Genomic DNA, 21,605 nt, shown 5'->3' with positions numbered 1-21,605 from the left:
GACAGAATCTGAGGGAATCTTCCATCCGAGCGCCGATGGGGCGATGATCGTCACCATGGTGGATGCGACCGACCGGGCCTTGGTGCATGCGTTGCAGCTCGACGGCAGGGCGCCGTACAGCCGGATCGGGGAGGTGCTCGGCGTCTCCACGCAGACGGTCGCGCGGCGGTTCAACCGGCTGCGGGCCGAGGCCGGGCTGCGGGTGATCGGCCTGCCGGATCCGGAGATGGATGGGCGATCACAGTGGCTGCTCCGTCTGACTGCGGCCCCGCACGCGGCGCAAGATCTTGCGGGAGCGCTCTCCCGGCGTTCCGACACGAGTTGGATCAAGCTGGCGTCCGGCGGCACCGAGATCGTGTCGATCGTGCACACGACCCAGTCCGACGGGAACGCGCTACTCCTGCACGACATCCCGCGAACCGCCGGCATTACCTCGGTCTCCGCGCACTACCTGCTGCACCTGTACGTCGGCGGCCCAACAGCCTGGCGCGGCCGCGCCAAGAGCCTCACCGCAACCCAAGAGAACGCTCTCCGAGGTTTCTCAGGATTACCGGATCGTGGAGCGGTGCGAGGGCTGAATGCTGGTGACGGGAAGTTGCTGGCTGGGCTTGCTGCGGATGGGCGGGCTACGCATGCGGACCTCGCCGTACGGACGGGGTGGTCGGCTGCGACCGTCGCGCGGCGGATGGAGGAGCTGCAGCAGAGCGGTGCGATCTACTTCGATGTCGACGTCGACCCGGGCGCACTCGGCTTCACCACCAGCGCGATGCTGTGGCTGTCCGTGCCGCCCGCTCACCTCGATGCCGTCGGTCGCGCGCTGGCCGAGCACGACGAGCTGGGGTTCGTCGCCGCGACGACCGGCCGGACCAACCTCGTCGCGCAAGCGATCTGTGCAAGCCCGAACGCCCTGCACACCTACCTGATCGAACGCGTCGGCGCGATCGAGCACATCACCGCGATCGAGACCGTCCCGGTCCTGCGGACCGTGAAGGCCGCGGCACCGTTCGCACCGGGTCTCGTAGGGTTGCCGGTATGAGTGAGCGGACGATCGACGTAGTGGTGTTCGACATCGGCGGGGTGCTGCTGGACTGGAGTCCGACGTACCTGTACGCCGACCTGATCCCGGACGAGGAGCAGCGGACGCACTTTCTGACCAACGTGGCCACGCCGGCCTGGAACCACAAGCAGGACGAGGGGCGTTCGTGGGCGGAGGCGGTCGCCGAGTTGACCAGCCTGCACCCGGAGCACGCCGAGTGGATCGAGGCGTACGACACCGGCTGGCTGAAGATGGTCAAGGGCGTGTTCGAGGACACCGCCGCGTTGGTCACCGAGCTCCAGGCGCTCGGCGTACCGACGTACGCGTTGACGAACTTCTCCGGCGAGAAGTGGGAGGTCGCCAAGGACGCGTTCCCGATCCTCACCCGTTTCGACGGAGAGATCGTGTCCGGGGTCGAGCAGACGGCGAAGCCGGACGAGAAGATCTACCGCATCCTGATCGAGCGCTTCGGCCTCGACCCGGCGCGGACGTTCTACACCGACGACATGGCGTACAACGTCGACGGTGCGCGCGCGGTCGGGCTCGATGCCGAGGTCTTCACCGGCGCCGCGGACCTGCGGACCCAGCTGCGTGAGCGCGGCCTGCCACTACAGTGATCCGGTGACTTCGGTGCCAGAGGATCGCTCGCCCGCGATCGGGGACGTGGACCGCAACGCTGCAGTGGAGCGCGTGCAGTCGGCGTACACCGGCGGGTACCTCTCCCACGACGAGCTGGAGCAGCAGTTGCACCAGGTGCTGGCCGCCAGGACCCGGCAGGATCTCGAGGTCGCCGTTGCCGCGCTCCCGGCCGAGCAGCCGGGCCGCTCGGCGACGATCGGCGCGTCCGCCGGCCGGATCGTACGGCGGGGTGTCTGGCGGGTGCCGCGGTACCTCAAGGTCGAGTCGATGCACGGGCGGGTGCGGCTGGATCTGTCGCAGGCGCAGTTCGAGCACGGTGACGTCGACATCGACCTGAACGTGATGCACGGCGGCGTCAAGATCACGCTGCCGCGCGACGCGGTCGTCGACTTCGACGCGGTCCGCACCGAGTGGAAAGACACCCGGTACAAGCCGCCGCGTGAGTCCACCGGCGACGGCCCGCGGGTCCGGATCACCGGTGTGATGGGCTTCGGCCGCCTGAAGATCCGGCACGCTCGCCGCTAGAGCGCTGGTTGTTGCGCTGATTTGGCGATGAAGCGCGCCTTCTTCTGACGATTCCCGCAGGTGTTCATGTCACACCATTTGCGGCTGCGGCTTTGGCTGGTGTCGAAGAACGCGGCCTGGCAGGTCGGCGACGCACACAAAGCCAATCGTCCGTCGCGCTCGCCGGCGATGATGCTGATCGCGTCGGCGGCGATCACGCCGAGAGCGTCCTCCACGCTGGAAGCCGAGCCGAGTTGCCATCGCCGCTGACCCCCGGGTGTCAGGACGGCTGCGGCCCGACCCTGAGCACTGCAGTCATTGATGACTTGCACAGCAGCCGCAGGGAGAGCGTCCTGGATCGCGGCCGCTGTCGCGGCGGCGTGAATCGACTCCCTCAGTTCCCGGGCGAGGTCGAGTTGGGCAGGTGTGCAGGACTCCACGGCGAGGCCGCTCACCGTCAGCCAATCGACGAGCCGTTGCGGCGTCGGAATGCGCTCCACCGAGTTGCCGTGACGCTCCGACAGAGTCCCCGTGAAGCTGGTCGCCAGCACGGCACCGAGGCGAAAGTCGGGGAACCCATCACGCATGGAACCACCTTAGCCGGTTGCGCGCCGGCCTGATGGCATGGCAGGCTGGAACCGTCTTAGCCGGTTCCACGACGATGGCCAGGGAGGTCTCATGCCCCTGCACACCAGCGACGTACAAACATTCGAAGCCCACGCGACTGACGCCGACCTCGACGATCTGCGCGCGCGGTTGGCCTCGGCGCGACTACCGGAGGCCGAGACGGTCCACGGCGCTCCGCCCGGCCCTCGCCGATGGGAACAGGGCGTTCCGCTCGACGACCTCGTCGAGGTCGTGAACTACTGGCGCACCGGGTACGACTGGCGGTCGTTCGAACAGCGCCTCGACCGGATCGGTCAGTTCCGCACGACCATCGACGATCTGGGAATCCACTTCCTGCACCGCCGCTCCGCGCGCGCCGATGCCACTCCGCTGATCATGACGCACGGCTGGCCGGACAGCATTGCTCGTTTCATCGACGTAGTGGACGAGCTGGCAGATCCGAGTGACGCTGACGCGCCGGCGTTCCACGTCGTGGTTCCGTCGCTGCCGGGCTTTGGTTACAGCGACAAGCCGGCCACCACCGGGTGGGGCACCGAGAAGATCGCGGCCGCCTGGGTGGAGCTGATGGGACGGCTCGGCTACAGCAAGTTCCTGGCCCACGGCGGTGACTGGGGCGGCAATATCACCACGGTTCTCGGCGGCAGGTTCCCGGCGCACGTTCTCGGTATCCACACGACGTTCGCGGAGGCGCCGCCCGGGATGACGACGGACGGTCTGACGGCGATCGAGCGCGAATGGACCGAGGACACCCACGATTTCTGGCGCCGGCGCGCGGCGTACGCGAAGCAGCAGGCGACCCGGCCGCAGACCATCGGCTACTCGCTCGTCGACTCACCGATCGGGCTGCTTGCCTGGATCCTCGACAAGTTCGCGGAGTGGTCGGACACCGAGGACAGCCCGTTCGAGAGGATCTCCAGAGACCGGATTCTTGACGACGTCACCCTGTATTGGCTGACGCGAACAGGCGCATCGGCGGCCCGCATCTACTACGAAAGCCACAACTCGCTGGATCCCGAACTCCGGGTCGACGTCCCGTCAGCACTCACCATGTATCCCCGCGACGTCGAGAAATGCCCGCGCCCCTGGGCACAGGAGCGGTACCGGCAGATCGTCCGCTGGACGACGCCCGACATCGGCGGACATTTCCCGGCGCTCGAGGTCCCCGAGTATTTCGTCAAGGATCTGCAAGAAGGCCTCGCGGCAGTGCTCGCCACTACTCGGTGAACTAGAGCGCGGCTGAGATGGTTTCGGTGTACGTCGGGGTGCTCGCGAGGTACGCCGCTTCGACGAACACCGTGTTGTCCTGACACGTCATCGGAGTCAGAGCCACTCCGGGTTTGGCGGCGTACAGCCGTTGTGGGGTGGAGAGACCGGAGCGCCAGCGATTGATCTGGTAGGTCTCCTCGCCGCCGGAGCCGACCGTCCTCGTCTCCCACAGGATCCAGTTGCCGCAGGCAAGAATCGTGTCGGTGACGACGGCGCCGAGTGGGCGGGCGGGGGAGTCGCCGGACTCCCGGACGTACGCTTTGCTCTGGTACTGGTCCGGGTCCGAGGCGCCGACCTCTGACCAGACCGTCGCGCCGCGCAGGGTCGCGCCGCTCCACTGGATGCAGTTGGTTGCTGCGGGCACCGGCTGGGAGGCGCCTCCGGACAGAGGAGCGGTGAGGATCCGCTTGCAGCGGCGGGCGGTCTCCGGCGCGATGATCTCGCTGAACGTCACCGTGTCCGCGGACACCACGGGATCGGCCACGTAGCCGGGGGCCGCGACGCAGGTGACCGTGCGGGACTTGAGCGTCGCGAGGTCGGCGACGATCAGGCAGGAGCGGTTCCTCGCGTCGGTGGAGCTGTAGGCGAACGTGCCGTCGTACGCGCCGATCTCCGGCTCGGAGACGGGCGGCAGTGCGGTCGGAGGCGTGGCCTTGCCCGTCGTGAGGTCGTAGCGGAGGATCTTGATCTGCGGGTCGGGGCCGTCGGAGCGGATGTCCTCGACCAGCGCCCAGTGGTCGTCGATGACGACGGGGGACTGGGCGATGAAGCCGCTCGCTGGTACGTGCCGTACGACGACCTTCTTGCTGGCGCGGTCCGCGATGGTCGTCGTACCGGCTTCGTCGCTGCCGCGCGTCACGACGTACTTGCGTTGCTGGGTGACGAGGTGCTGCCCGTCGACCGGTTGCCGCAGGACGTTCGCCCACGCGGGCAGCGCCGTACCTGTGTCCGACGGTCGCCCTGGCGTTGTGGGGGTTGGTGTCGGGGTGCTGCTCGGTGATGGCGTGCGGCTCGGTGACGGGCTGCTCTCCGGTGGGTTGGAGGAGCAGCCCGCCACGGTCAGGAGCAGAAGGGTGCTAACGGCAACCGTACGACGCATCACAGTCCGATGTTCTGGAACGAGTTGGCGAGCGTGGCGTTGAACAGGGCGCTGGCGGGGATGTTCTTCGGGCCGTCGGTGACGTTGCCGCGGCTGTTGAAGCGGCGCTCGTTGAACACCTCGAAGATCGCGATCGTGCCCTTCGCCTTGTCGTAGCCGCGGCCGACCTGGTAGTGCCCGCTGTGGTTGAAGGCGAGGTACGGGAAGTACCGCTTCAGCAGTTGCACGTGCTCGATCACGGGGGCCTTGTACACGCCGAGGTGCTTCTGGTGGACGGTGAAGAAGGTCTGCGCGTTCCAGTTCGAGACGTTCTGCACGATGTACGTGCCGGCGGACTTGGGCCAGGCGGTCTTCACGTTCGTCTGCTTCACCATCGCGGAGATCGCGGTACCGGATGTGGTCGAACCGAGGTCCTTCGCCCAGGACGCCTGGGTGTCCTTCTGGTTGTCGTCGGCCCAATCGATCGACTGGAACGTCGCCGGACCACACCAGTACCCCTTCTCCTGCGAGGTCTGGAACCCCTTCATGATGTACGCCGAAGCAGGCGCCGCAATCGGCGCGACTGGAGTCGACGGCACCGGCGTGGACGTACCCACAGTAGGAACTGTCCTGGTCGGCACCGGAGTCGGCTCAACTGTCGGCACCGGAGTCGAGGTCGGCGTGGATTCCGGAGTGGGCTCGGGGTTGGGTGGTGGGGTTTCGGATTCGGCGAGTTCGCGGAGTTCGCGGGCCTTCTCGCGGCCGTTCCAGGCGGCTTGCATCTCGTCGAGTTCCGCGGTGACGCGCTGGCTCTTCGGCATCGCGGCGCGCTCGGACACGAACCCGGCCGGCGTCAGATCACCGGTGGCGATGTCCTGCTCGGCGCTGACCTGCCCGGTCTCGTCGGCGGTGCGGAGGCTCGGGTCGGCCATCAGGGCGTGCCGCTGGGCGCCGGTCGGTACCTGACTGACGAAGCCGAGGCCGAGGCAGTAGTTCTCGGTCTCGAGCTTGAAGCACCGGAGCATCGAGGCAGCCTGCGCGGACGTGTCCGCCGACCTGAGCGGCACATCACCAGGCGACGTCTCGGTGACCTGCTGCACCACCTCACTCCACGACCTCGCGACACCCTCAGACGTGGGTGACGAGGTGGGGGTGGGCGTCGCAGGAGGAAGGGTCGGCGGCGTCGCAGTAGAGGGCGTCGCAGTAGGTAGTGGTGCTGCAGGTTCGCGGGGTTCGTAGGCCTGGGCGGTGAGGGGTGCCTGGGCGAGCAGTGCACCCAGGACGATCAGAGTTGCCCCCCGTGCTGCTGTGAGCATTGGGTCTCCCGAGCGGCGTGTGACGGCAGTGACTGAGGGTACGCCTGGGACCACAGTACGTGCTTGTGGCAACAAACGGGAGGGGCCTCCCGTCGGGAATCCGCCTGATGGGCCCCGTAGACTTGCCCGGTCCAGGTCCGTGGAGTGCTGTGGAGAGTCTGTGTCGGTCCAACCCATCCGCCTGTTCGGCGACCCCGTACTGATCACCAAGGCCGACCCGGTCGTCGACTTCGACGCCGAGCTGCGCCGCCTGGTCGCGGACCTCACCGACACCATGCAGGACGCGCCCGGATCGGGCTTGGCCGCGCCGCAGATCGGTGTCGGCCTGCGCGTGTTCACGTACCACGTCGAGGGCGAGCTCGGGCACCTGATCAACCCGGAGCTGACGCTGTCGCTCGAGGAGCAGTTCGGCCCGGAGGGCTGCCTGTCGATCCCCGGCCTGACCTTTGACTGCCGCCGCGCCCAGTCGGTGATCGCCAAGGGTTTCAACATGTACGGCGACCCGGTGGTGATCGAGGGTTCGGACCTGCTCGCCCGCTGCATCCAGCACGAGACCGACCACCTGGACGGTGTCCTGTTCGTCGACCGGCTCGACCGCGAGACCCGCAAGCAGGCGATGAAGGCGATCCGCGAGTCCGACTGGTCCGGCCTGAGCGGCCCGCCGCAACTCAAGGTCTCGCCGCACCCGACGAACGGATTTGGTTTGTGAGAGTCGTCTTCGCCGGTACGCCGGAACCTGCTGTCATCGCGCTCCAGGCGATCGTTGCCAGTCGCCACGAACTGGTCGGGGTCGTCACCCGCCCGGACGCGCCTGCCGGCCGCGGCCGCAAGCTCGTGGCGTCGCCGGTCGCGCAGTACGCCGAGGAGCTCGGCGGGATCGAGATCCTGAAGCCGGTCAAGCCGAGCGATCCCGAGTTCCTGGCCCGGCTGCGGGAGATCGCGCCGGACTGCTGCCCGGTCGTCGCGTACGGCGGGCTGCTGCCGCAGGCGGCGCTCGACATCCCGCAGCACGGCTGGATCAACCTGCACTTCTCGGTGCTGCCCGCGTGGCGCGGGGCCGCGCCGGTGCAGCACTCGATCATCGCGGGCGACGACGTGGCCGGGGCGAGTACGTTCCGGATCGTGAAGGCGCTCGATGCCGGCCCCGTGTACGGCGTACTCACCGAACCGATCGGTCCCGAGGACACGTCCGGCGACCTGCTGCACCGGCTCGCGGTGTCCGGGTCGAAGCTGCTCGTCGACACGCTCGACGGGATCGAGGCCGGCGTCCTGGAGGCCCGCGAGCAACCGGCCGACGGGATCACGCTGGCGCCGAAGCTCACGGTCGAGGACGCCGAGCTGGATCTGAGTGCGCCGGCGCAGCGAGTCGATCGGCTGGTGCGCGGGTGCAACCCGGCGCCCGGGGCGTGGACGACGTTCCGTGGCGAGCGGCTGAAGGTGCTCGCCGTCCGGTTGACCGACGAGGAACTGAAGCCCGGTGAGCTGCAGGCGACCAAGTCGAGCGTGAAGACCGGCACCGGGAGCAAGGCGATCGAACTCGTGACGGTTCAGCCGCAGGGCAAGAAGCCGATGGCGGCGGCCGACTGGGCACGCGGCATCCGGCTGACCGACGAGGACCGCCTGGGGCCGAACGCGTGAGCGACCGGAACGCACGCAATCGGGCGCCGCAGCGGCGCTCGGATCCGGTACGGCGGGTTGCGTACCAGGTCATCCGGCAGGTCACCGCCGAGGGCGGCTACGCGAACCTCGCGCTCAACAAGGCGCTCCGCGACGCGCGACTCGGCGGTCGTGATGCGGCGTTCTGCACCGAGCTGGTGCACGGCACGCTGCGCTGGCAGGGCACGTACGACGCCTTCCTGGCGCGGTGCGTCACGCGTCCACTCGCGGACCTCGACCCCGAACTCCTCGACGTGCTGCGCCTCGGCGCCCACCAGCTGCTCAACATGCGGGTGGACTCGTACGCCGCGGTGGACGAGATGGTCACGCTGACCCGCTCCGAGCTGGGTCAGAAGCGCACCGGCCTGGTGAACGCCGTACTCCGCAAGATCAGTCAGCGCTCGCTGGACCAGTGGATCTCGACGACCGCGCCGCGGCCCGACAAGGATCTCCTGGGTTACCTGGCGATCGCCGAAGCGCATCCCCGGTGGGTGATCGACGCGTTCGACCGGGTGCTCGACGAAGGTCTGGAGGACCTGCTCGTCGCGGACAACGAGCCACCGAGGGTGACGTTGGTGGCTCGGCCGGGGCTGGCTGACGTGGACGAGTTGGTTGATGCCGGTGCGGTCCCGGCGCGCTGGTCGCCGTACGGCGCGGTGCTCGACGGCGGCGGCGACCCGGGTCGGATCGCAGCGGTCGCGACCGGGCGGGCCGGCGTACAGGACGAAGGGTCGCAGCTGGTCGCGATCGCGCTGGCGTCGGCGAAGGTCGACGGCGACGACGCGAACTGGCTCGACCTGTGTGCGGGACCAGGCGGCAAGTCCGCGCTGCTCGCAGCCCTCCTGCCGGACGGTCAGCTGACTGCTGTGGAGCCGCTGAAACACCGCGCGGAGTTGGTTCGCCAGAATCTGCGGGCGATCCCAGGCAACCACAAGGTGCTCGTCGGCGACGGGACGAAGCCGACCTGGCCGGAGGGCTCGTTCGACCGCGTGCTGGCCGACGTACCGTGCAGTGGTCTGGGTGCGCTGCGCCGCCGTCCGGAAGCCCGCTGGCGCCGTACGCCGCAAGACGTCGAGGAGCTCCGCCCGCTCCAGGAGTCGTTGCTCGACTCGGCGATCACCTCGGTTCGTCCCGGTGGCGTGGTCGCGTACGTGACGTGCTCGCCGCATCCCGACGAGACCCGCGCGGTGGTCGACGCCGTCCTGGGACGCCGCGACGACGCGACTCTCGAAGATGCACGGCCGCTGTTCCCCGACGTACCGGATCTGGGTGACGGACCGGATATCCAGCTCTGGCCGCACCTGCACGGCACCGACGCGATGTACCTGGCGCTGATAAGGCGGTCATAATCCGGACCTGCTGTCAGGGGCTATCGATCGAACGGTCATGATGGTGAGGTGACAACGACCGCCACCCGTCCCGCGCCCTCGACTCGGCGGCACCACGTCGTCGGTCTCACCTCGGCCTTCGGGATCGGGATGCTGGTAGCGGTCCAGTCGCGCCTGAACGGCGAGCTCGGCGGCATCCTCGGCGACGGGATCCCGGCGGCGCTGATCTCGTTCGGCACCGGCCTGCTGATCCTGCTGGTCGCGACCGCAGTGGTGCCTCCGGTGCGGCGCGGGCTGGTGAAGGTCTGGCGCACGATCCGGCGGCCGATGCGCGGGTACGGCGGCTTGCGCTGGTGGCAATGTCTCGGCGGACTCGCGGGCGCGTTTCTCGTCGCTACGCAGTCGATCACCGTCTCCGTGATCGGTGTCGCGGTGTTCCTGGTGGCGGGTGTGGCCGGGCAGGCGATCAGCAGCCTGGTCGTCGACCGTCTCGGATTCGGCCCGGCCGGTCCGCAGCCGCTCACCGCCGTACGCATCGTCGGTGCCCTGATCGCGTTGGTCGCGGTCGGCCTGGCCGTGTCGCAGCAACTGAGTCACCCCGACGGCCTGATGCTCGCGCTCCTGCCGGCGCTCGGCGGCGTCGGCACCGCGGTGCAGCAGGCGATCAACGGGCGGGTGGCCCGGGCTGCGTCCCCCGACGCGTACGGCGCGGTCGCGGCCGGAGTGGTGAACTTCCTGGTCGGATTCGTCGCTCTGCTGATCGTGTTCGCCGTCGATCTCGCGCTCCGTGGTACGCCACGGCACCTGCCGACCGAGCCCTGGCTGTACCTCGGCGGCGCGTGCGGCGTCATCTTCATCAGCGCCGCGGCCGCCGTGGTCCGAGTGGTCGGCGTCTTCGTGCTCGGCCTCGGCACGATCGCAGGCCAACTCATCGCGAGCCTCTTCATCGACGTCTTCCTACCGGTCGCCGACAAGCCGATCACCACCCCGGTCGTCGCCGGAACGCTGCTCGCCCTCGTCGCAGTCGTTGTCGCCGCCGTACCGAACCTCCGCCACGCCTAGGTGGCGGGTGCCTCCACAGGGATCTTGCGGCGGAAGTTCCCGAGGAGGCCCTGGGAGACGGCTACGCCGAGCAGGACGATGAGGCCGCCGACGGGCTGGTACCAGGCGATGTGCTCGTTCAGGACGAGTACGCCGACGATGATCGAGAAGATCGGCATCAGGTACGTGACCATCGACGAGCGGCTCGCGCCGATCAGCCGGATGTTGCGCATGTTGAGCACGAAGGCGAGTCCGCTGCCGAGCGCGCCGAGGGCCAGAACGCTCAGCACCGTCTTGGCTGACAGCGACCATGGCGCCGGCGGAGCATGCCCGGTGACCAGGGGAGCGACGACGGCCAGCTGGACCGTTGCGCACAGCAACAAGCTGGTCGACAGTGCGGTTCCGGACAGTGTCGTCCCGGCCAGGAATCGTTTCTGGTAAGGGATTGCGAGCCCGTACGAGACCGCGGCCAGCATGCACAGTCCCTGGCCGAGGAGGTTCGCGCCGGCCTGCACCTGCCAGGCTCCGAGGACGACGAGCATCCCGAGGAACCCGATCAGCAACCCGAACCCGCGCTGCGCGGAGAACTTCTCGGTCCGGAAGATCAGCACCGCGATCGGCAGCACGACCAGCGGGGTGATCCCGTTCCAGATGCCGGCGAGCAGCGACGGGATCCGCTCCTCGCCGTACCCGAACAGTGTCCACGGGATCGCCGAACCGATCGCCCCGACCACGAACGAGTGCGCCCACAGGCGCGGGTCCCGCGGCAGCGGCTCGCGCTTCAGGGCGAGGATCGCGAGCAGTACGACGGACCCCGCGATCACCCGTCCGAGCGCGAGATAGAGCGGCGGCAACTCGCGGACGCCGACCGAGATGAACAGAAAGCTGCAGCCCCAGATCGCGGCGAGGGCCAGCATGACGGGGAGCCAGGCCCGGACCGGGGCGGGGCTGGAGGTGCTGTCAGGAGTCGTTACCGTGCTCACTCCTGACATCCTGCACTACTCCCCGGACAGTTTGCGCATTTATATCCGCATTCGGGCAGGCGCTGGCGTCGGCTGTCAGGAGCGAGAGAGGATGACGCGCATGAGTGCCTTTGACGTCGTTGCCGTCCGGAAGCAGTTCCCCGCGCTCGACGAGGGGGCCGCGCACTTCGACGGACCCGGTGGTTCGCAGACGCCGCAGGTCGTCGCCGACGCGGTGGCGCGGACCATGACGTCGGCGCTCGCGAACCGCGGTCAACTGACCGCCGCCGAGCGCCGCGCCGACGAGATCGTTGTCGGCGCCCGCCAGGCGATGGCCGATCTGCTCGGCACCACCGCTCAGGGGATCGTGTTCGGCCGCAGCATGACGCAGCTCACGTACGACTTCTCCCGCACCCTCGCCAAGACCTGGTCCGCGGGCGACGAGGTGATCGTCAGTCGCCTCGATCACGACGCGAACGTCCGTCCGTGGGTCCAGGCCGCCGAGGCCGCAGGCGCCACGGTGAAGTGGCTCGGCTTCGACCCGGAGACCTCCGAGCTGGACGACATCGCCCCGCTGCTCACCGACCGCACCCGCCTGGTCGCGGTCACCGCCGCGTCCAACCTCCTGGGCACGCGTCCCGCCACCCAGAAGATCGCCGACCAGGTGCACGAGGCCGGAGCGCTGATCTACGTCGACGGCGTCCACCTCACCGCACACGCGCCGATCGACGCGCGGTACGCCGACTTCTACGCGTGCTCGCCGTACAAGTTCTTCGGACCGCATCTCGGCGCGCTGACCGCGGCGCCCGAGCTGCTCGAGACGCTGAAGCCCGACAAGCTGCTGCCGTCGACAGACGTCGTACCGGAGCGCTTCGAGTTCGGGACGCTGCCGTACGAGCTGCTGGCCGGCACGACCGCCGCCGTCGACTTCATCGCCGATCTCGCGGGCACTGGCCGCACCCGGCGGGAGCGACTGATCAGCTCGCTCGAAAGCGTCGAAGCGCACGAGGACGCGCTCCGTGACGACCTCGAGGCCCGCCTGAAAGCGATCCCCGGCGTCACCCTCTACGGCCATGCCGCACACCGCACGCCGACCCTGCTCTTCACCCTCGACGGTCACACCCCGGCGGCGGTCTCCGAGCACCTCGCGAAGGCGGGCGTGAACGCCCCGGCCGGTTCCTTCTACGCCTACGAGCCCGCCCGCCACCTCGGTCTCGGCCCGGCCGGTGCGATCCGCGCCGGTCTCGCGCCGTACACGGACCAGCCGGACGTGGACCGTCTCGTGGCCGCGGTCTCCGCCTTGACCGGCCCGAGAAGCACTAACTAAAGTCTCTGGGGAAATTAACCCCGAGGGAGCCAAGTGAGAGAGCCGAGCGCTGTTTTCGTCCAGGTGGACCCCTCGGGAGAGTTGGTCTCCCCGGCGCGCGCCGGGGCCGAGATCCGCTGGAACGACGGAGCCATCGAGGTCACCGCGGAGCGGATCTCCCGGGTCGCGCTCCGCTGGCCGGAGAAGCTGCCGAGCGACGCGCTGATCCTCGGTGACGCATGGGAGCGTTCGTACGGCGACCTGCAGTGGCGGCACCAGCAACCCGAGCGCCTGCTGCCCTGGTACTTCCTCGCGCACTCAGAAGCAGGCACGTTCGGGATGGGCGTCGACGTACAGCCGAACGCGTTCTGCGCGTGGACCGTCGACGGTGACGGATTCACCCTCTGGCTCGACCTGCGCAACGGCGGCGGCCCGGCGCTTTTGGACGGTCGTACGCTGACGGCAGCAGTCGTGCGACGATTCGAAGACGCGGGCACACCTTGGCAGACCCTGAACGCAGCGGTCGCCTCCATGAGCACCCGACTACCGGCGCGACCTGAGCCCGCGCCGGTGGTCGGGGCTAACAACTGGTACTACGCGTACGGCGAGAACTTCGACGAGAAGGCTGTCCTGCAGGACGCGTCGACGATCGTCGAGCTCGCCGACGGTCACCCGGTGAAGCCGTTCAGCGTCGTCGACGACGGCTGGTACCCGGGCGGCATAGCCTCCGGCGGCCCCTGGGACCGCGGTACGCCGGGAGTCTTCGACGACCTGGCCGGTACGGCGGCCGCGATCAAGGAGATCGGTGCGCGACCGGGCCTGTGGTTCCGCCCGCTCCTGGTCCGCGAGCCCACCCCGTTGACGTCGAAGGCCCCGCACGACAAGCCGGGCCGGGCGCTCGATCCGTCGTACCCCGAGGTCCTGGACGGCGTCCGCGCGGACCTGCAGCGGTTCAAGGACTGGGGTTTCGAGCTGGTCAAGCACGACTTCAGCACGTACGACGTGTTCGGCGCCTTCGGCCCGGCGATGGGTTCCCGGTTGACGCGTGACGGCTGGCAGTTCCATGACCCGTCCCGGACGACGGCCGAGATCGTCCTCGCGTTCTACCGGGAGATTCGGGCGGCCGCGGAGGGCGTCGTACTGATCGGCTGCAACACCGTCGGCCACCTCGCTGCCGGGCTCGTCGACGTCCAGCGGACCGGCGACGACACGTCCGGCCGGGACTGGGAGCGGACCCGGAAGATGGGCGTCAACACGCTCGCGTTCCGGCTCCCGCAGCACAACCGGTTCTTCACGGTCGACGCGGACTGCGTCCCCTGTACGCCGCAGACGCCGTGGGAGCTGAACGAACGGTTCCTCGATCTCGTCGCGCGCTCCGGTACGGCGTTGTTCCTGTCGATCGATCCGGCGGCCCGGACGGAGCGGACGGACCGTGCGCTGCGTGACGGTATACGGTTGGCGCTCAACGGCGGTGCGGTGAGCGATTCAGGGATCGAGCCGACCGACTGGCTCGTCAACACCACGCCGAACGTGTGGCGGGCGGGCGACGACACCATTCGTTACGACTGGTCGCAACCGTGGGGTGCGGATCCAATTGGTTAGACGGGGGACGAACCTCGATCGCGTCGGGGGATTCAACGACGCCGTGGTGCTGGACGCGATCCGCCGCAGCGAGCAGCTGAGCCGCGTCGAACTGGCCGAGGCGACAGGCCTGTCCGGTCAGGCGATCTCCAACATCGTGCGCCGCCTACTCGACGCCGGCCTGGTCCGCGAGGCCGGGCGGTTGCGCGGCGCCGGCCTCGGCAAACCACGGACGCTGCTCGAGCTCGAACCCACCGGCCAGTACGCCGTCGGGGTCCATCTCGATCCGTCCGTCGTCACCGTCGTACTGCTCGATCTCACCGGTGAGGTGGTCGCGCGACGCCCGGTCGACCAGTACGCCGACGATCCCGGCGTACTCATCGACGGCATCGCGAAGACGATCGAGGAAGTGATCGCCGAGTCCGGTGCACCGCGCGACCGCGTCACCGGGGTCGGGATCGCCGCGCCCGGGCCGATCGACGTCGAGCGCGGCGTGGTCGTCGACCCGCCGAACCTCTCGACCTGGCACCTCGTCCCGCTCCGCGACGCGTTGAGCGAGCGGACCGGTCTGCCGATCGTCCTGGACAAGGACGTCACCGCGGCCGCGTCCGCGGAGAAGTGGGCCGGTCAAGGCGGCAGTTTCGTCTTCTTCTACCTCGGCACCGGTGTCGGCGCCGGGCTGGTGATCGGTGACGAGGTGGTCCGCGGTTCGTCGAGCAACGTCGGCGAGATCGGTCACGTGATCGTCGATCCCGACGGGCCGCTCTGCTACTGCGGGCGGCGCGGATGCGTCGGTGAGGCCAGCCAGCCCAAGTACCTGGTGGAGCAGGCGGTCCAGGCCGGCGTACTTGCCGAAGGCATCGACCTGGACGATCGGCACGCGGTGGACGCGGCCTTCGCCCAGTTGTGTGCGCTGGCCGTGGACGGTTCCGGCGCCGCGCAACAGATCGTCACCACGCTCGCGGAGCGAATCGCCAAGGTGGTCGAGGACATCGCGAACCTGCTCGACCTGGAGCGCGTGGTCTTCGGTGGTCCGCACTGGGAGCAGCTCGCCCCGGTTCTGCACGACCGCGTGCGCACCGCGCTGGAAGGACGCTTCCTGCTGGCGGCGGTGCACCCGTTCGACGTCACGGGTACGGCGCTCGGCACGGACGTCGGCGCGATCGGCGCCGCGAGCCTGGTCCTCGACCGGACCTTCTCGCCCAACCCCTCACTTGCCCCCGCACTTGCCGCTGAAAGGTAGATGTTTTGATGATCGACCCCGAGGTCCTCGCCCGCGCCGCCGTGGCCGTCCGGGAGGCCACCGGTGACGACGTGATCGCGGAGATGTTCCAGCGCTCGATGGCCGCCAACCTGCCGGCCGTCGCCGAGCGGATGCCGGACGGTACGACGTTCGTCCTCACCGGCGACATCCCGGCGATGTGGCTGCGTGACTCGGCCGCGCAGCTCCGCCCGTACCTGCTGCTCTGCAAGGACGACCCGGGCCTGCAGGACGTTCTGATCGGTGTCCTGCACCGGCAGCTCGAGTACGTCGTACTGGACCCGTACGCGAACGCCTTCAACAAGGAGGCGAACGGCGCCGGGCACACGTCCGACGAGACCGAGATGTCGCCGTGGGTGTGGGAGCGCAAGTACGAGATCGACTCGCTGTGCTTCCCGCTCGACCTGGCGTACCGGCTGTGGCGGATCACCGGTCGCGCCGACGTGATCGACAACCGGTTCCGTGCCGCGGCGGAGGCGATCGTCGAGCTGTGGACCGTGGAGCAGGACCATGAGGCGCGTTCGCCGTACCGCTTCCAGCGTCACGACGACCGCCCGTCGGACACGCTCGTCCGCGAGGGACGTGGGCGGCTGACGCGGCCGACCGGGATGTCGTGGAGCGCGTTCCGGCCGAGTGACGACGCGACGGAGCTGGGCTTCAACGTGCCCGGCAACATGTTCGCGTCGGTGGTCCTCGGGTACCTGCAGGAGATCGCGACCGAGGTACTGCGGGACGAGCCGCTGGCCGATCGCGCGAAGGCGTTGAAGGCCGAGATCGACGAGGGCATCGCTACGTTCGGCACGGTGGAGCATCCGGAGCACGGTCGCGTCTACGCCTACGAGGTGGACGGTCTGGGCGAGACGCTGCTGATGGACGACGCCAACATGCCGAGCCTGCTGTCGATCCCGCTCACCGGGTACGCCGCCCCGGACGACCCGACGTACCTCGCGACGCGGGCCCTGCTGCTCAGCCCGGAGAACCCGTACTACTACAGCGGAACCGCGGCCTCCGGCATCGGCAGCCCGCATACCCCGCCGCGCTACATCTGGCACATCGCCCTTGCTGTGCAGGGGATTTCGAGCACCTCGGCGGAGGAACGCCAGCAGCTGCTGGAGCTCCTCCGCGACACCACCGGCGGAACCGGCCAGATGCACGAGGGCTTCGATGTCGACGACCCCCGCAAGTTCACCCGCGAATGGTTCTCCTGGGCGAACGCGATGTTCTGCGAGCTGGCCCTGGTCCACGCCGGCATCAGGTGACGTCGCGGCGGCGGGTGGTCCAGGCTGCCAGTGCGGCGAAGACCGCGCAGTAGGCGAGCAGGGTCAGTAGGGCGCGGCCGCCGCCGACTGCGTCACGTACGCCTGGTGGGGCGTCGCCGGCTGCCATTCCGGTGACGCTGAAGACGAGTGAGCCGGCGTTGCTGCCGGGCAGGGCGTTGGCGAGCCAGTCCAGGCTCGGCAGCAGGCTGCTCACCACGCCGGCCAGCAGCGTCTCGATGCCAAGGATCCACACCACGCCGAGGCCGATCGGCAGCGCAACGTTGCGGAAGGCAATGGCCAGCACGGCGCCGGCCAGGCACCACATCATCAGGACCAGCCAGCCGCCCGCGAGTCCTTGCAGGAGATCGCCGGCACCCGGCCAGCTCATCGAGCCGTCCTCGGCCGCGGCGATGCCGACACTGCAGAGCGCGCAGGCGGCGAAGATCCCGAGTACCCAGAGCGCGATCATCGTGCCCAGCGCCAGGAACTGGGCGCCGAGGATCGTCAGCCTCCTTGGTCGCTGGGTGAGGATGGTCTTGAGCGTTCCCCAGGTGTACTCGCCGCCGATCACGATCGCGCCCAGCACGAGCGCGAGCGCACCGGCGAAGATCGGGTACCCGCCGATCGTGTTGTCGACGACCCGCTCCGGGAGCATGCCGCGGAGGATCTCGGCGCGCGGTACGCCGTCGGTCTGCGGGTTCTCGTCGCCGGTCGCATAGCCCAGGTACGGCAGCAGGTAGCCGAAGATCAGGCTCAGCACCAGGCCGGCGCCGAACAGCACCCAGACCGCGGATCGCTTGCGGAGCTTGAGCATCTCCGCGCGGTAGCTACCCAACATCGGTCGTCTCCTTCGCAGTCGTCAGCTCGAAGAAGATGTCTTCGAGCGCGCGTTCGGCGGTGTGCAACTCGGACACGTCGATGCCGGCCTCGACGAGCGTGCGGTTCACCTCGGCGGCCTTCGCGGGATCCACCTGCACCCGCAGCGTGTCGTCGTACTGGTGAACGCTGCCGAAGCGGGTCAGGAGCCGCTGCGCGTCCTCGCGAGGCGTGGCGCGGACGACGAGTTCCTGCTCGCCGCGCAGCTCGTCGACGTTGTGCTCGGCAACCATCCGGCCGGCGTTGATGATGCCGACCCGGTCGCAGATCTGCTGCACCTCGCCGAGCAGGTGGCTGGACAGCACTACGGTCCGGCCTTCGGTGCCGAGCTCGCGGATCAGGCGGCGCATGTCGCGCATCCCGGCCGGGTCGAGGCCGTTGGTCGGCTCGTCGAGGATCACCAGCTCCGGGTCCTTGAGGAGCGCGGCCGCGACACCGAGGCGCTGCTTCATCCCCAGGGAGTACGTCGAGAACCGGTCCTTCGCGCGATCGGTGAGGTCGACGAGCTCCAGTACCTCGTCGATCCGCTGCCGCGACACCCCGGCGTACTCGGCCAGCAACCGCAGGTTGTCGAGCCCGGACAGGTACGGGTAGAACGCCGGCGACTCGATCATCGACCCGGTTCGTCCCAGTACTCCGGCATCGCCCGGCCGCCCGCCCAGCACCCGCACGTTGCCGCTCGTCGGCGCGATCAGCCCGGTGAGGATCCGGAGGGTGGTGGTCTTTCCCGCCCCGTTCGGCCCCAGAAACCCGTACACCTCACCCGGCAACACCGTCAGATCGACACCATCAACCGCCAAGGTGCCGCCATACCTCTTCGTCAGCCCACTGACTTCAACTAGCGCATCCATACATCGAGAGTGCCGCCCACAGGCCTCCCACCGCGTCGCCTCGGGGGAGTGACCCCACCTACCCCCGACGGAGTACTCAGGTGCTGGGATTGGTCTCCAGCCGACGCACACTCCCCGCCGCCAGAGCCTCCGCGACGTTCTCGACGCCACCCCGAATCATGTCGCCGTAAGCTCCCTCGGGCAGACCAGACAGGTGCGCCCGCGCGACACTCAAGTGCTCTTCTGCCAGCTGCGTCCGCGCGAGCCGGCGGTAGTCGTCGGCGAGGTTCAGGTGGAGTGAGGGAAGCCAACCGTCGTCGTCCACGTTCTCCAGCGCGCGCAGGTCCCAGGACAACTCGTCCTCGGTCTCGTCTTGTACGTCGGCGAGGTAGTGCGCGATCGCACACCGCGTCTGCCGGTCGTCGGACGCCTCCCAGAGTGCGGTGAGTTGAGTGCGCGCGGCTTCACGGTCTCCGGCGCGACCGAGCTCGACCGCCGCCGTGATCTCCTCGAGGTGCATCATGCGAGCACCCTCTGGGTTCGACCGACTCGAAGGTCAACCCAGCCAGCCGGGGCGGACGAGGCCGGTTTGGTAGGCGAGTACGACGAGTTGGGCGCGGTCGCGGACGCCTAGCTTGATCATTGCGCGGCTCACGTGGGTTTTCGCGGTGGCCGGGCTCAACACGAGGCGCTCGGCGATCTCGTCGTTCGACAGGCCTTCGCCGACCAGCGCGACGATCTCCTTCTCGCGTTCCGTGAGTACGTCGAGTTCCTTGCTCGCATGCGGCTGCCGCGACCGCGACGCGAACTCCGCGACCAGCCGCCGTGTCACGCCAGGCGACAGCAGCGCGTCCCCGCGCGCCACCACCCGCACGGCCTGCAGCAGCTCGACAGGCTCGGTGTCCTTCACGAGGAACCCGCTGGCCCCGACCCGCAGCGCCTCGAACACGTACTCGTCCAGGTCGAACGTCGTCAGGATCACCACGTGGACGTCGGCCAGCTCGGGATCCGCGCCGATCTGCCGCGTCGCCTCCAGCCCGTCCGTCCCGGGCATCCGGATGTCCATCAGCACGACGTCCGGCTTCTCCCGCCGCGCCACCGCGACGGCCTCCGCGCCGTCCGGCACCTCGCCGACCACCGTGATGTCGTCCTCGGCGTTCAGCAACGACCGGAACCCGGCCCGCACCAACGCCTGGTCATCCGCCAGCAACACCCGAATCATGCGCTGGAGCTTATGCCAGCCCAGCGTCGTGGGCGAGCAGTGCGATCTGGGTGCGGTTTCCGAGTTCGAGCTTGGTGAGGATGTGCGAGATGTGCGCCTTGACCGTCGCCAGGCTCATGAACAGCTCCGTGCCGATCTGCGCGTTCGCCTTACCTTGCGCGACCGCGAGCATCACGTCGTACTCCCGCGGCGACAACCGCTGCAGCTTCGCCTGCGCGATCGTGTGCGCGTCGGCCTGGGTGGCGGCGCGGTCCATCAACCGGCGCGTGATCGCCGGCGACAGGATCGGGTCACCGGCCGCGACCCGCCGTACGGCGTCGACGATCTGGGCCGGCGGCGTGTCCTTGAGCAGGAACCCGCTCGCCCCGGCGCGGAGTGCGTGCAGGACGTTCTCGTCGGTGTCGAACGTGGTGAGCACCACGACCTCGGGCGGATTCGTCCGCGCCCGCACGCGTCGCGTCGCGACGATGCCGTCCACCCGCGGCATCCGCAGATCCATCAGCACGATGTCCGGGAAGTGGGCGTCGACCGCGGCCGGCACCTCGTCCCCGTCGGCGGCCTGCCCGACCACGGAGATCCCGTTGGCGCCGTCGAGCATCATCTCCAGGCTTGCCCTGACCAACGCGTCGTCGTCCACGACCAAGACCCGGATGTTCATGAGGGCCACGGTAGCGAGGCCTCCAGCCGGAACCCGCCACCGGGCACCCGCCCGTGGTCCAGCGTGCCGCCCGCGAGCTGCACGCGCTCGGTCAGCCCGACCAGCCCGGTCCCGCTGCCCGGCGCCAACGGCGTACCGTTCGACGCCGGGTTCGTCAGCTCGATCCGCAGCCTGTCGCCCGCCCGGCCGGCCACCAGCACGGTCACCGGATGCCCCGCGGCGTGCTTGCGAGCGTTCGTCAGCCCTTCCTGCACGACCCGGTACGCCGTCCTGCCGGTTGCCGGTGGCAACGACGTCGGGTCCGCCACCTGGTCGTCGTACGCGATCGTCGTACCGGCCTCCCGCGACTCGTCCACCAGCGCTCGCAGGTCCCCGAACGTCGGCTGCGGCCGCCCCTCGTAGACATCCTCGTCGCGCAGGACGTGGATCACCTCGCGGAGCTCGTCGAGCGCCTGGTGTACGCCGGTACGGATCACACCGGCCGCCTTGGCGAGCTTTTCCGGCGACGAGTCCGGGCGATACTCGAGCGCACCGGCGTACGTCGCGAGCAGCGACAACCGATGTGCGAGTACGTCGTGCATCTCGCGCGCCATCTTGGTGCGCTCGTTGGACCGCGCCTCGGCGACCCGGCGCCCCTGCTCCGCCTCAGCGCGACGGGCACGCTCCCGGAGCGACAACAGCAGCTGCTGTCGCGCCTGAGTGCCCTGACCCCAACCGACCAGCGCGGCGTGCACGACGACATCCAGTACGGCGAACCACAGGAACGGCAGGCCGTGGATCGGTTGCCACAGGCCCTGAATCAGATGGCCGACCGTACCGGCGAGGGCGACCAGGATCGTCGTACGCAACGGCCGGCGCAACGCGACGGACAGCGTGCCGACGGTGGACGGCGGGGTCGCGGCGGGGGAGAGGGCGGCGAGCACCGCTAGCGCGATCGCCCCGGGCACCGGCCGGCGGTTGAGCACCGGGATCAGCGCGACGGCGACGAGGCCGACCGCGATGTCGAGCAGCAGGAACTTCCGGTGCTCCGGGTCCGACAGCCGCCCGATGATCGTCGCCGCGACCAACACCCCGATCGCGCCGGTCGCGGCGAAGTCCGCCCATTTCGACGGCTTCCGCGGTACGCACAACTCCTCCATGCCGCCGAGACTAGGCGGCC

General features: G+C 69.1%; 22 protein-coding genes. 12 read left to right on the top strand and 10 right to left on the bottom strand.

The genetic code is table 11. The features are described from left to right. Positions 1-55 precede the first annotated feature (55 nt). From OHB24_RS37620 to OHB24_RS37610, 3 genes are read left to right on the top strand one after another with little or no spacing between them, the layout of a single operon-like run. Positions 56-1,036, top strand: coding sequence for an Lrp/AsnC family transcriptional regulator (locus OHB24_RS37620; RefSeq protein WP_327635698.1), 981 nt, complete (start codon positions 56-58; stop codon positions 1,034-1,036). Next, positions 1,033-1,653 carry an HAD family hydrolase gene (locus OHB24_RS37615; RefSeq protein ID WP_327635697.1) on the top strand — a complete coding sequence of 207 codons (621 nt, stop codon included), beginning with the start codon at positions 1,033-1,035 and terminating at the stop codon, positions 1,651-1,653. Before OHB24_RS37620 ends, OHB24_RS37615 begins: the two co-directional genes overlap by 4 nt. A gap of 4 nt (positions 1,654-1,657) precedes the next feature. Further along, complete coding sequence (locus OHB24_RS37610; protein WP_327635696.1) at positions 1,658-2,200, top strand: DUF1707 SHOCT-like domain-containing protein; 543 nt, start codon at positions 1,658-1,660, stop codon at positions 2,198-2,200. Here OHB24_RS37610 and OHB24_RS37605 read toward each other — a convergent pair. Beyond that, the gene (locus OHB24_RS37605; RefSeq protein ID WP_327635695.1) at positions 2,197-2,766 is read right to left on the bottom strand and encodes a CGNR zinc finger domain-containing protein; all 570 of its coding nucleotides are present in this window, start codon (positions 2,764-2,766) and stop codon (positions 2,197-2,199) included. The genes OHB24_RS37610 and OHB24_RS37605 overlap by 4 nt on opposite strands. A 91-nt stretch (positions 2,767-2,857) precedes the next feature. Between OHB24_RS37605 and OHB24_RS37600 the strand changes: the two genes are divergently transcribed. Then, positions 2,858-4,030: an epoxide hydrolase family protein gene (locus tag OHB24_RS37600; protein WP_327635694.1), complete on the top strand. Its 1,173-nt coding sequence runs from the start codon at positions 2,858-2,860 to the stop codon at positions 4,028-4,030. A gap of 1 nt (position 4,031) precedes the next feature. Here the strand turns inward: OHB24_RS37600 and OHB24_RS37595 are convergent, their stop codons facing one another. Continuing rightward, positions 4,032-5,171, bottom strand: coding sequence for a hypothetical protein (locus OHB24_RS37595; RefSeq protein ID WP_327641147.1), 1,140 nt, complete (start codon positions 5,169-5,171; stop codon positions 4,032-4,034). After that, positions 5,171-6,250 (bottom strand): C39 family peptidase, encoded by a 1,080-nt coding sequence (locus tag OHB24_RS37590; RefSeq protein WP_327635693.1) that lies wholly within the window; start codon positions 6,248-6,250, stop codon positions 5,171-5,173. The genes OHB24_RS37595 and OHB24_RS37590 overlap by 1 nt, the downstream gene beginning before the upstream one ends. 376 nt (positions 6,251-6,626) lie before the next feature. Here OHB24_RS37590 and def point away from each other — a divergent pair, with 376 nt between their 5' ends. From def to OHB24_RS37570, 4 genes are read left to right on the top strand one after another with little or no spacing between them, the layout of a single operon-like run. Continuing rightward, positions 6,627-7,175 carry a peptide deformylase gene (def, locus tag OHB24_RS37585; protein ID WP_327635692.1) on the top strand — a complete coding sequence of 183 codons (549 nt, stop codon included), beginning with the start codon at positions 6,627-6,629 and terminating at the stop codon, positions 7,173-7,175. Continuing rightward, positions 7,172-8,104, top strand: a complete 933-nt coding sequence (gene fmt / locus OHB24_RS37580) for a methionyl-tRNA formyltransferase (protein ID WP_327635691.1) — start codon at positions 7,172-7,174, stop codon at positions 8,102-8,104. The genes def and fmt overlap by 4 nt, the downstream gene beginning before the upstream one ends. After that, the gene (locus OHB24_RS37575; protein ID WP_327635690.1) at positions 8,101-9,471 is read left to right on the top strand and encodes an RsmB/NOP family class I SAM-dependent RNA methyltransferase; all 1,371 of its coding nucleotides are present in this window, start codon (positions 8,101-8,103) and stop codon (positions 9,469-9,471) included. Before fmt ends, OHB24_RS37575 begins: the two co-directional genes overlap by 4 nt. A 48-nt stretch (positions 9,472-9,519) precedes the next feature. Further along, positions 9,520-10,512 carry a DMT family transporter gene (locus OHB24_RS37570; protein WP_327635689.1) on the top strand — a complete coding sequence of 331 codons (993 nt, stop codon included), beginning with the start codon at positions 9,520-9,522 and terminating at the stop codon, positions 10,510-10,512. Here the strand turns inward: OHB24_RS37570 and OHB24_RS37565 are convergent. Further along, positions 10,509-11,474, bottom strand: coding sequence for a DMT family transporter (locus OHB24_RS37565; RefSeq protein ID WP_327635688.1), 966 nt, complete (start codon positions 11,472-11,474; stop codon positions 10,509-10,511). The genes OHB24_RS37570 and OHB24_RS37565 overlap by 4 nt on opposite strands. A gap of 100 nt (positions 11,475-11,574) precedes the next feature. Between OHB24_RS37565 and OHB24_RS37560 the strand changes: the two genes are divergently transcribed. Genes OHB24_RS37560 through OHB24_RS37545 form a run of 4 tightly spaced genes read left to right on the top strand, consistent with a single transcriptional unit; the run spans position 11,575 to position 16,860 of the window. After that, entirely contained in the window at positions 11,575-12,780 is a 1,206-nt protein-coding gene (locus tag OHB24_RS37560; protein ID WP_327635687.1) for a cysteine desulfurase-like protein, read from the top strand. Positions 12,781-12,813: 33 nt separating this feature from the next. Next, entirely contained in the window at positions 12,814-14,361 is a 1,548-nt protein-coding gene (locus OHB24_RS37555) for a hypothetical protein (protein ID WP_327635686.1), read from the top strand. Beyond that, positions 14,354-15,583 carry an ROK family transcriptional regulator gene (locus tag OHB24_RS37550; RefSeq protein WP_327635685.1) on the top strand — a complete coding sequence of 410 codons (1,230 nt, stop codon included), beginning with the start codon at positions 14,354-14,356 and terminating at the stop codon, positions 15,581-15,583. The genes OHB24_RS37555 and OHB24_RS37550 overlap by 8 nt, the downstream gene beginning before the upstream one ends. An 8-nt stretch (positions 15,584-15,591) precedes the next feature. Next, positions 15,592-16,860 carry a glycoside hydrolase family 125 protein gene (locus OHB24_RS37545; protein WP_327635684.1) on the top strand — a complete coding sequence of 423 codons (1,269 nt, stop codon included), beginning with the start codon at positions 15,592-15,594 and terminating at the stop codon, positions 16,858-16,860. Here the strand turns inward: OHB24_RS37545 and OHB24_RS37540 are convergent. From OHB24_RS37540 to OHB24_RS37515, 6 genes are all read right to left on the bottom strand, one after another. Beyond that, the gene (locus tag OHB24_RS37540; protein ID WP_327635683.1) at positions 16,853-17,698 is read right to left on the bottom strand and encodes an ABC transporter permease subunit; all 846 of its coding nucleotides are present in this window, start codon (positions 17,696-17,698) and stop codon (positions 16,853-16,855) included. The genes OHB24_RS37545 and OHB24_RS37540 overlap by 8 nt on opposite strands. Continuing rightward, a complete protein-coding gene (locus tag OHB24_RS37535; RefSeq protein ID WP_327635682.1) occupies positions 17,688-18,587 on the bottom strand; it encodes an ABC transporter ATP-binding protein in 900 nt (299 codons plus the stop codon). Before OHB24_RS37535 ends, OHB24_RS37540 begins: the two co-directional genes overlap by 11 nt. Before the next feature lie 76 nt (positions 18,588-18,663). Beyond that, entirely contained in the window at positions 18,664-19,089 is a 426-nt protein-coding gene (locus OHB24_RS37530; RefSeq protein ID WP_327635681.1) for a hypothetical protein, read from the bottom strand. Between the two features lie 33 nt (positions 19,090-19,122). Further along, the gene (locus tag OHB24_RS37525) at positions 19,123-19,788 is read right to left on the bottom strand and encodes a response regulator transcription factor (protein ID WP_327635680.1); all 666 of its coding nucleotides are present in this window, start codon (positions 19,786-19,788) and stop codon (positions 19,123-19,125) included. 10 nt (positions 19,789-19,798) lie between these two features. Further along, positions 19,799-20,446, bottom strand: coding sequence for a response regulator transcription factor (locus OHB24_RS37520; protein WP_327635679.1), 648 nt, complete (start codon positions 20,444-20,446; stop codon positions 19,799-19,801). Next, positions 20,443-21,585, bottom strand: coding sequence for a sensor histidine kinase (locus tag OHB24_RS37515; protein WP_327635678.1), 1,143 nt, complete (start codon positions 21,583-21,585; stop codon positions 20,443-20,445). The genes OHB24_RS37520 and OHB24_RS37515 overlap by 4 nt, the downstream gene beginning before the upstream one ends. Positions 21,586-21,605: the final 20 nt, after the last annotated feature.

The organism is Kribbella sp. NBC_00482 (assembly GCF_036013725.1).
Lineage (GTDB): Bacteria > Actinomycetota > Actinomycetes > Propionibacteriales > Kribbellaceae > Kribbella.
Note: the sequence above shows the minus strand (reverse complement) of the source record. Positions and strands in the feature narration are given on the sequence as shown.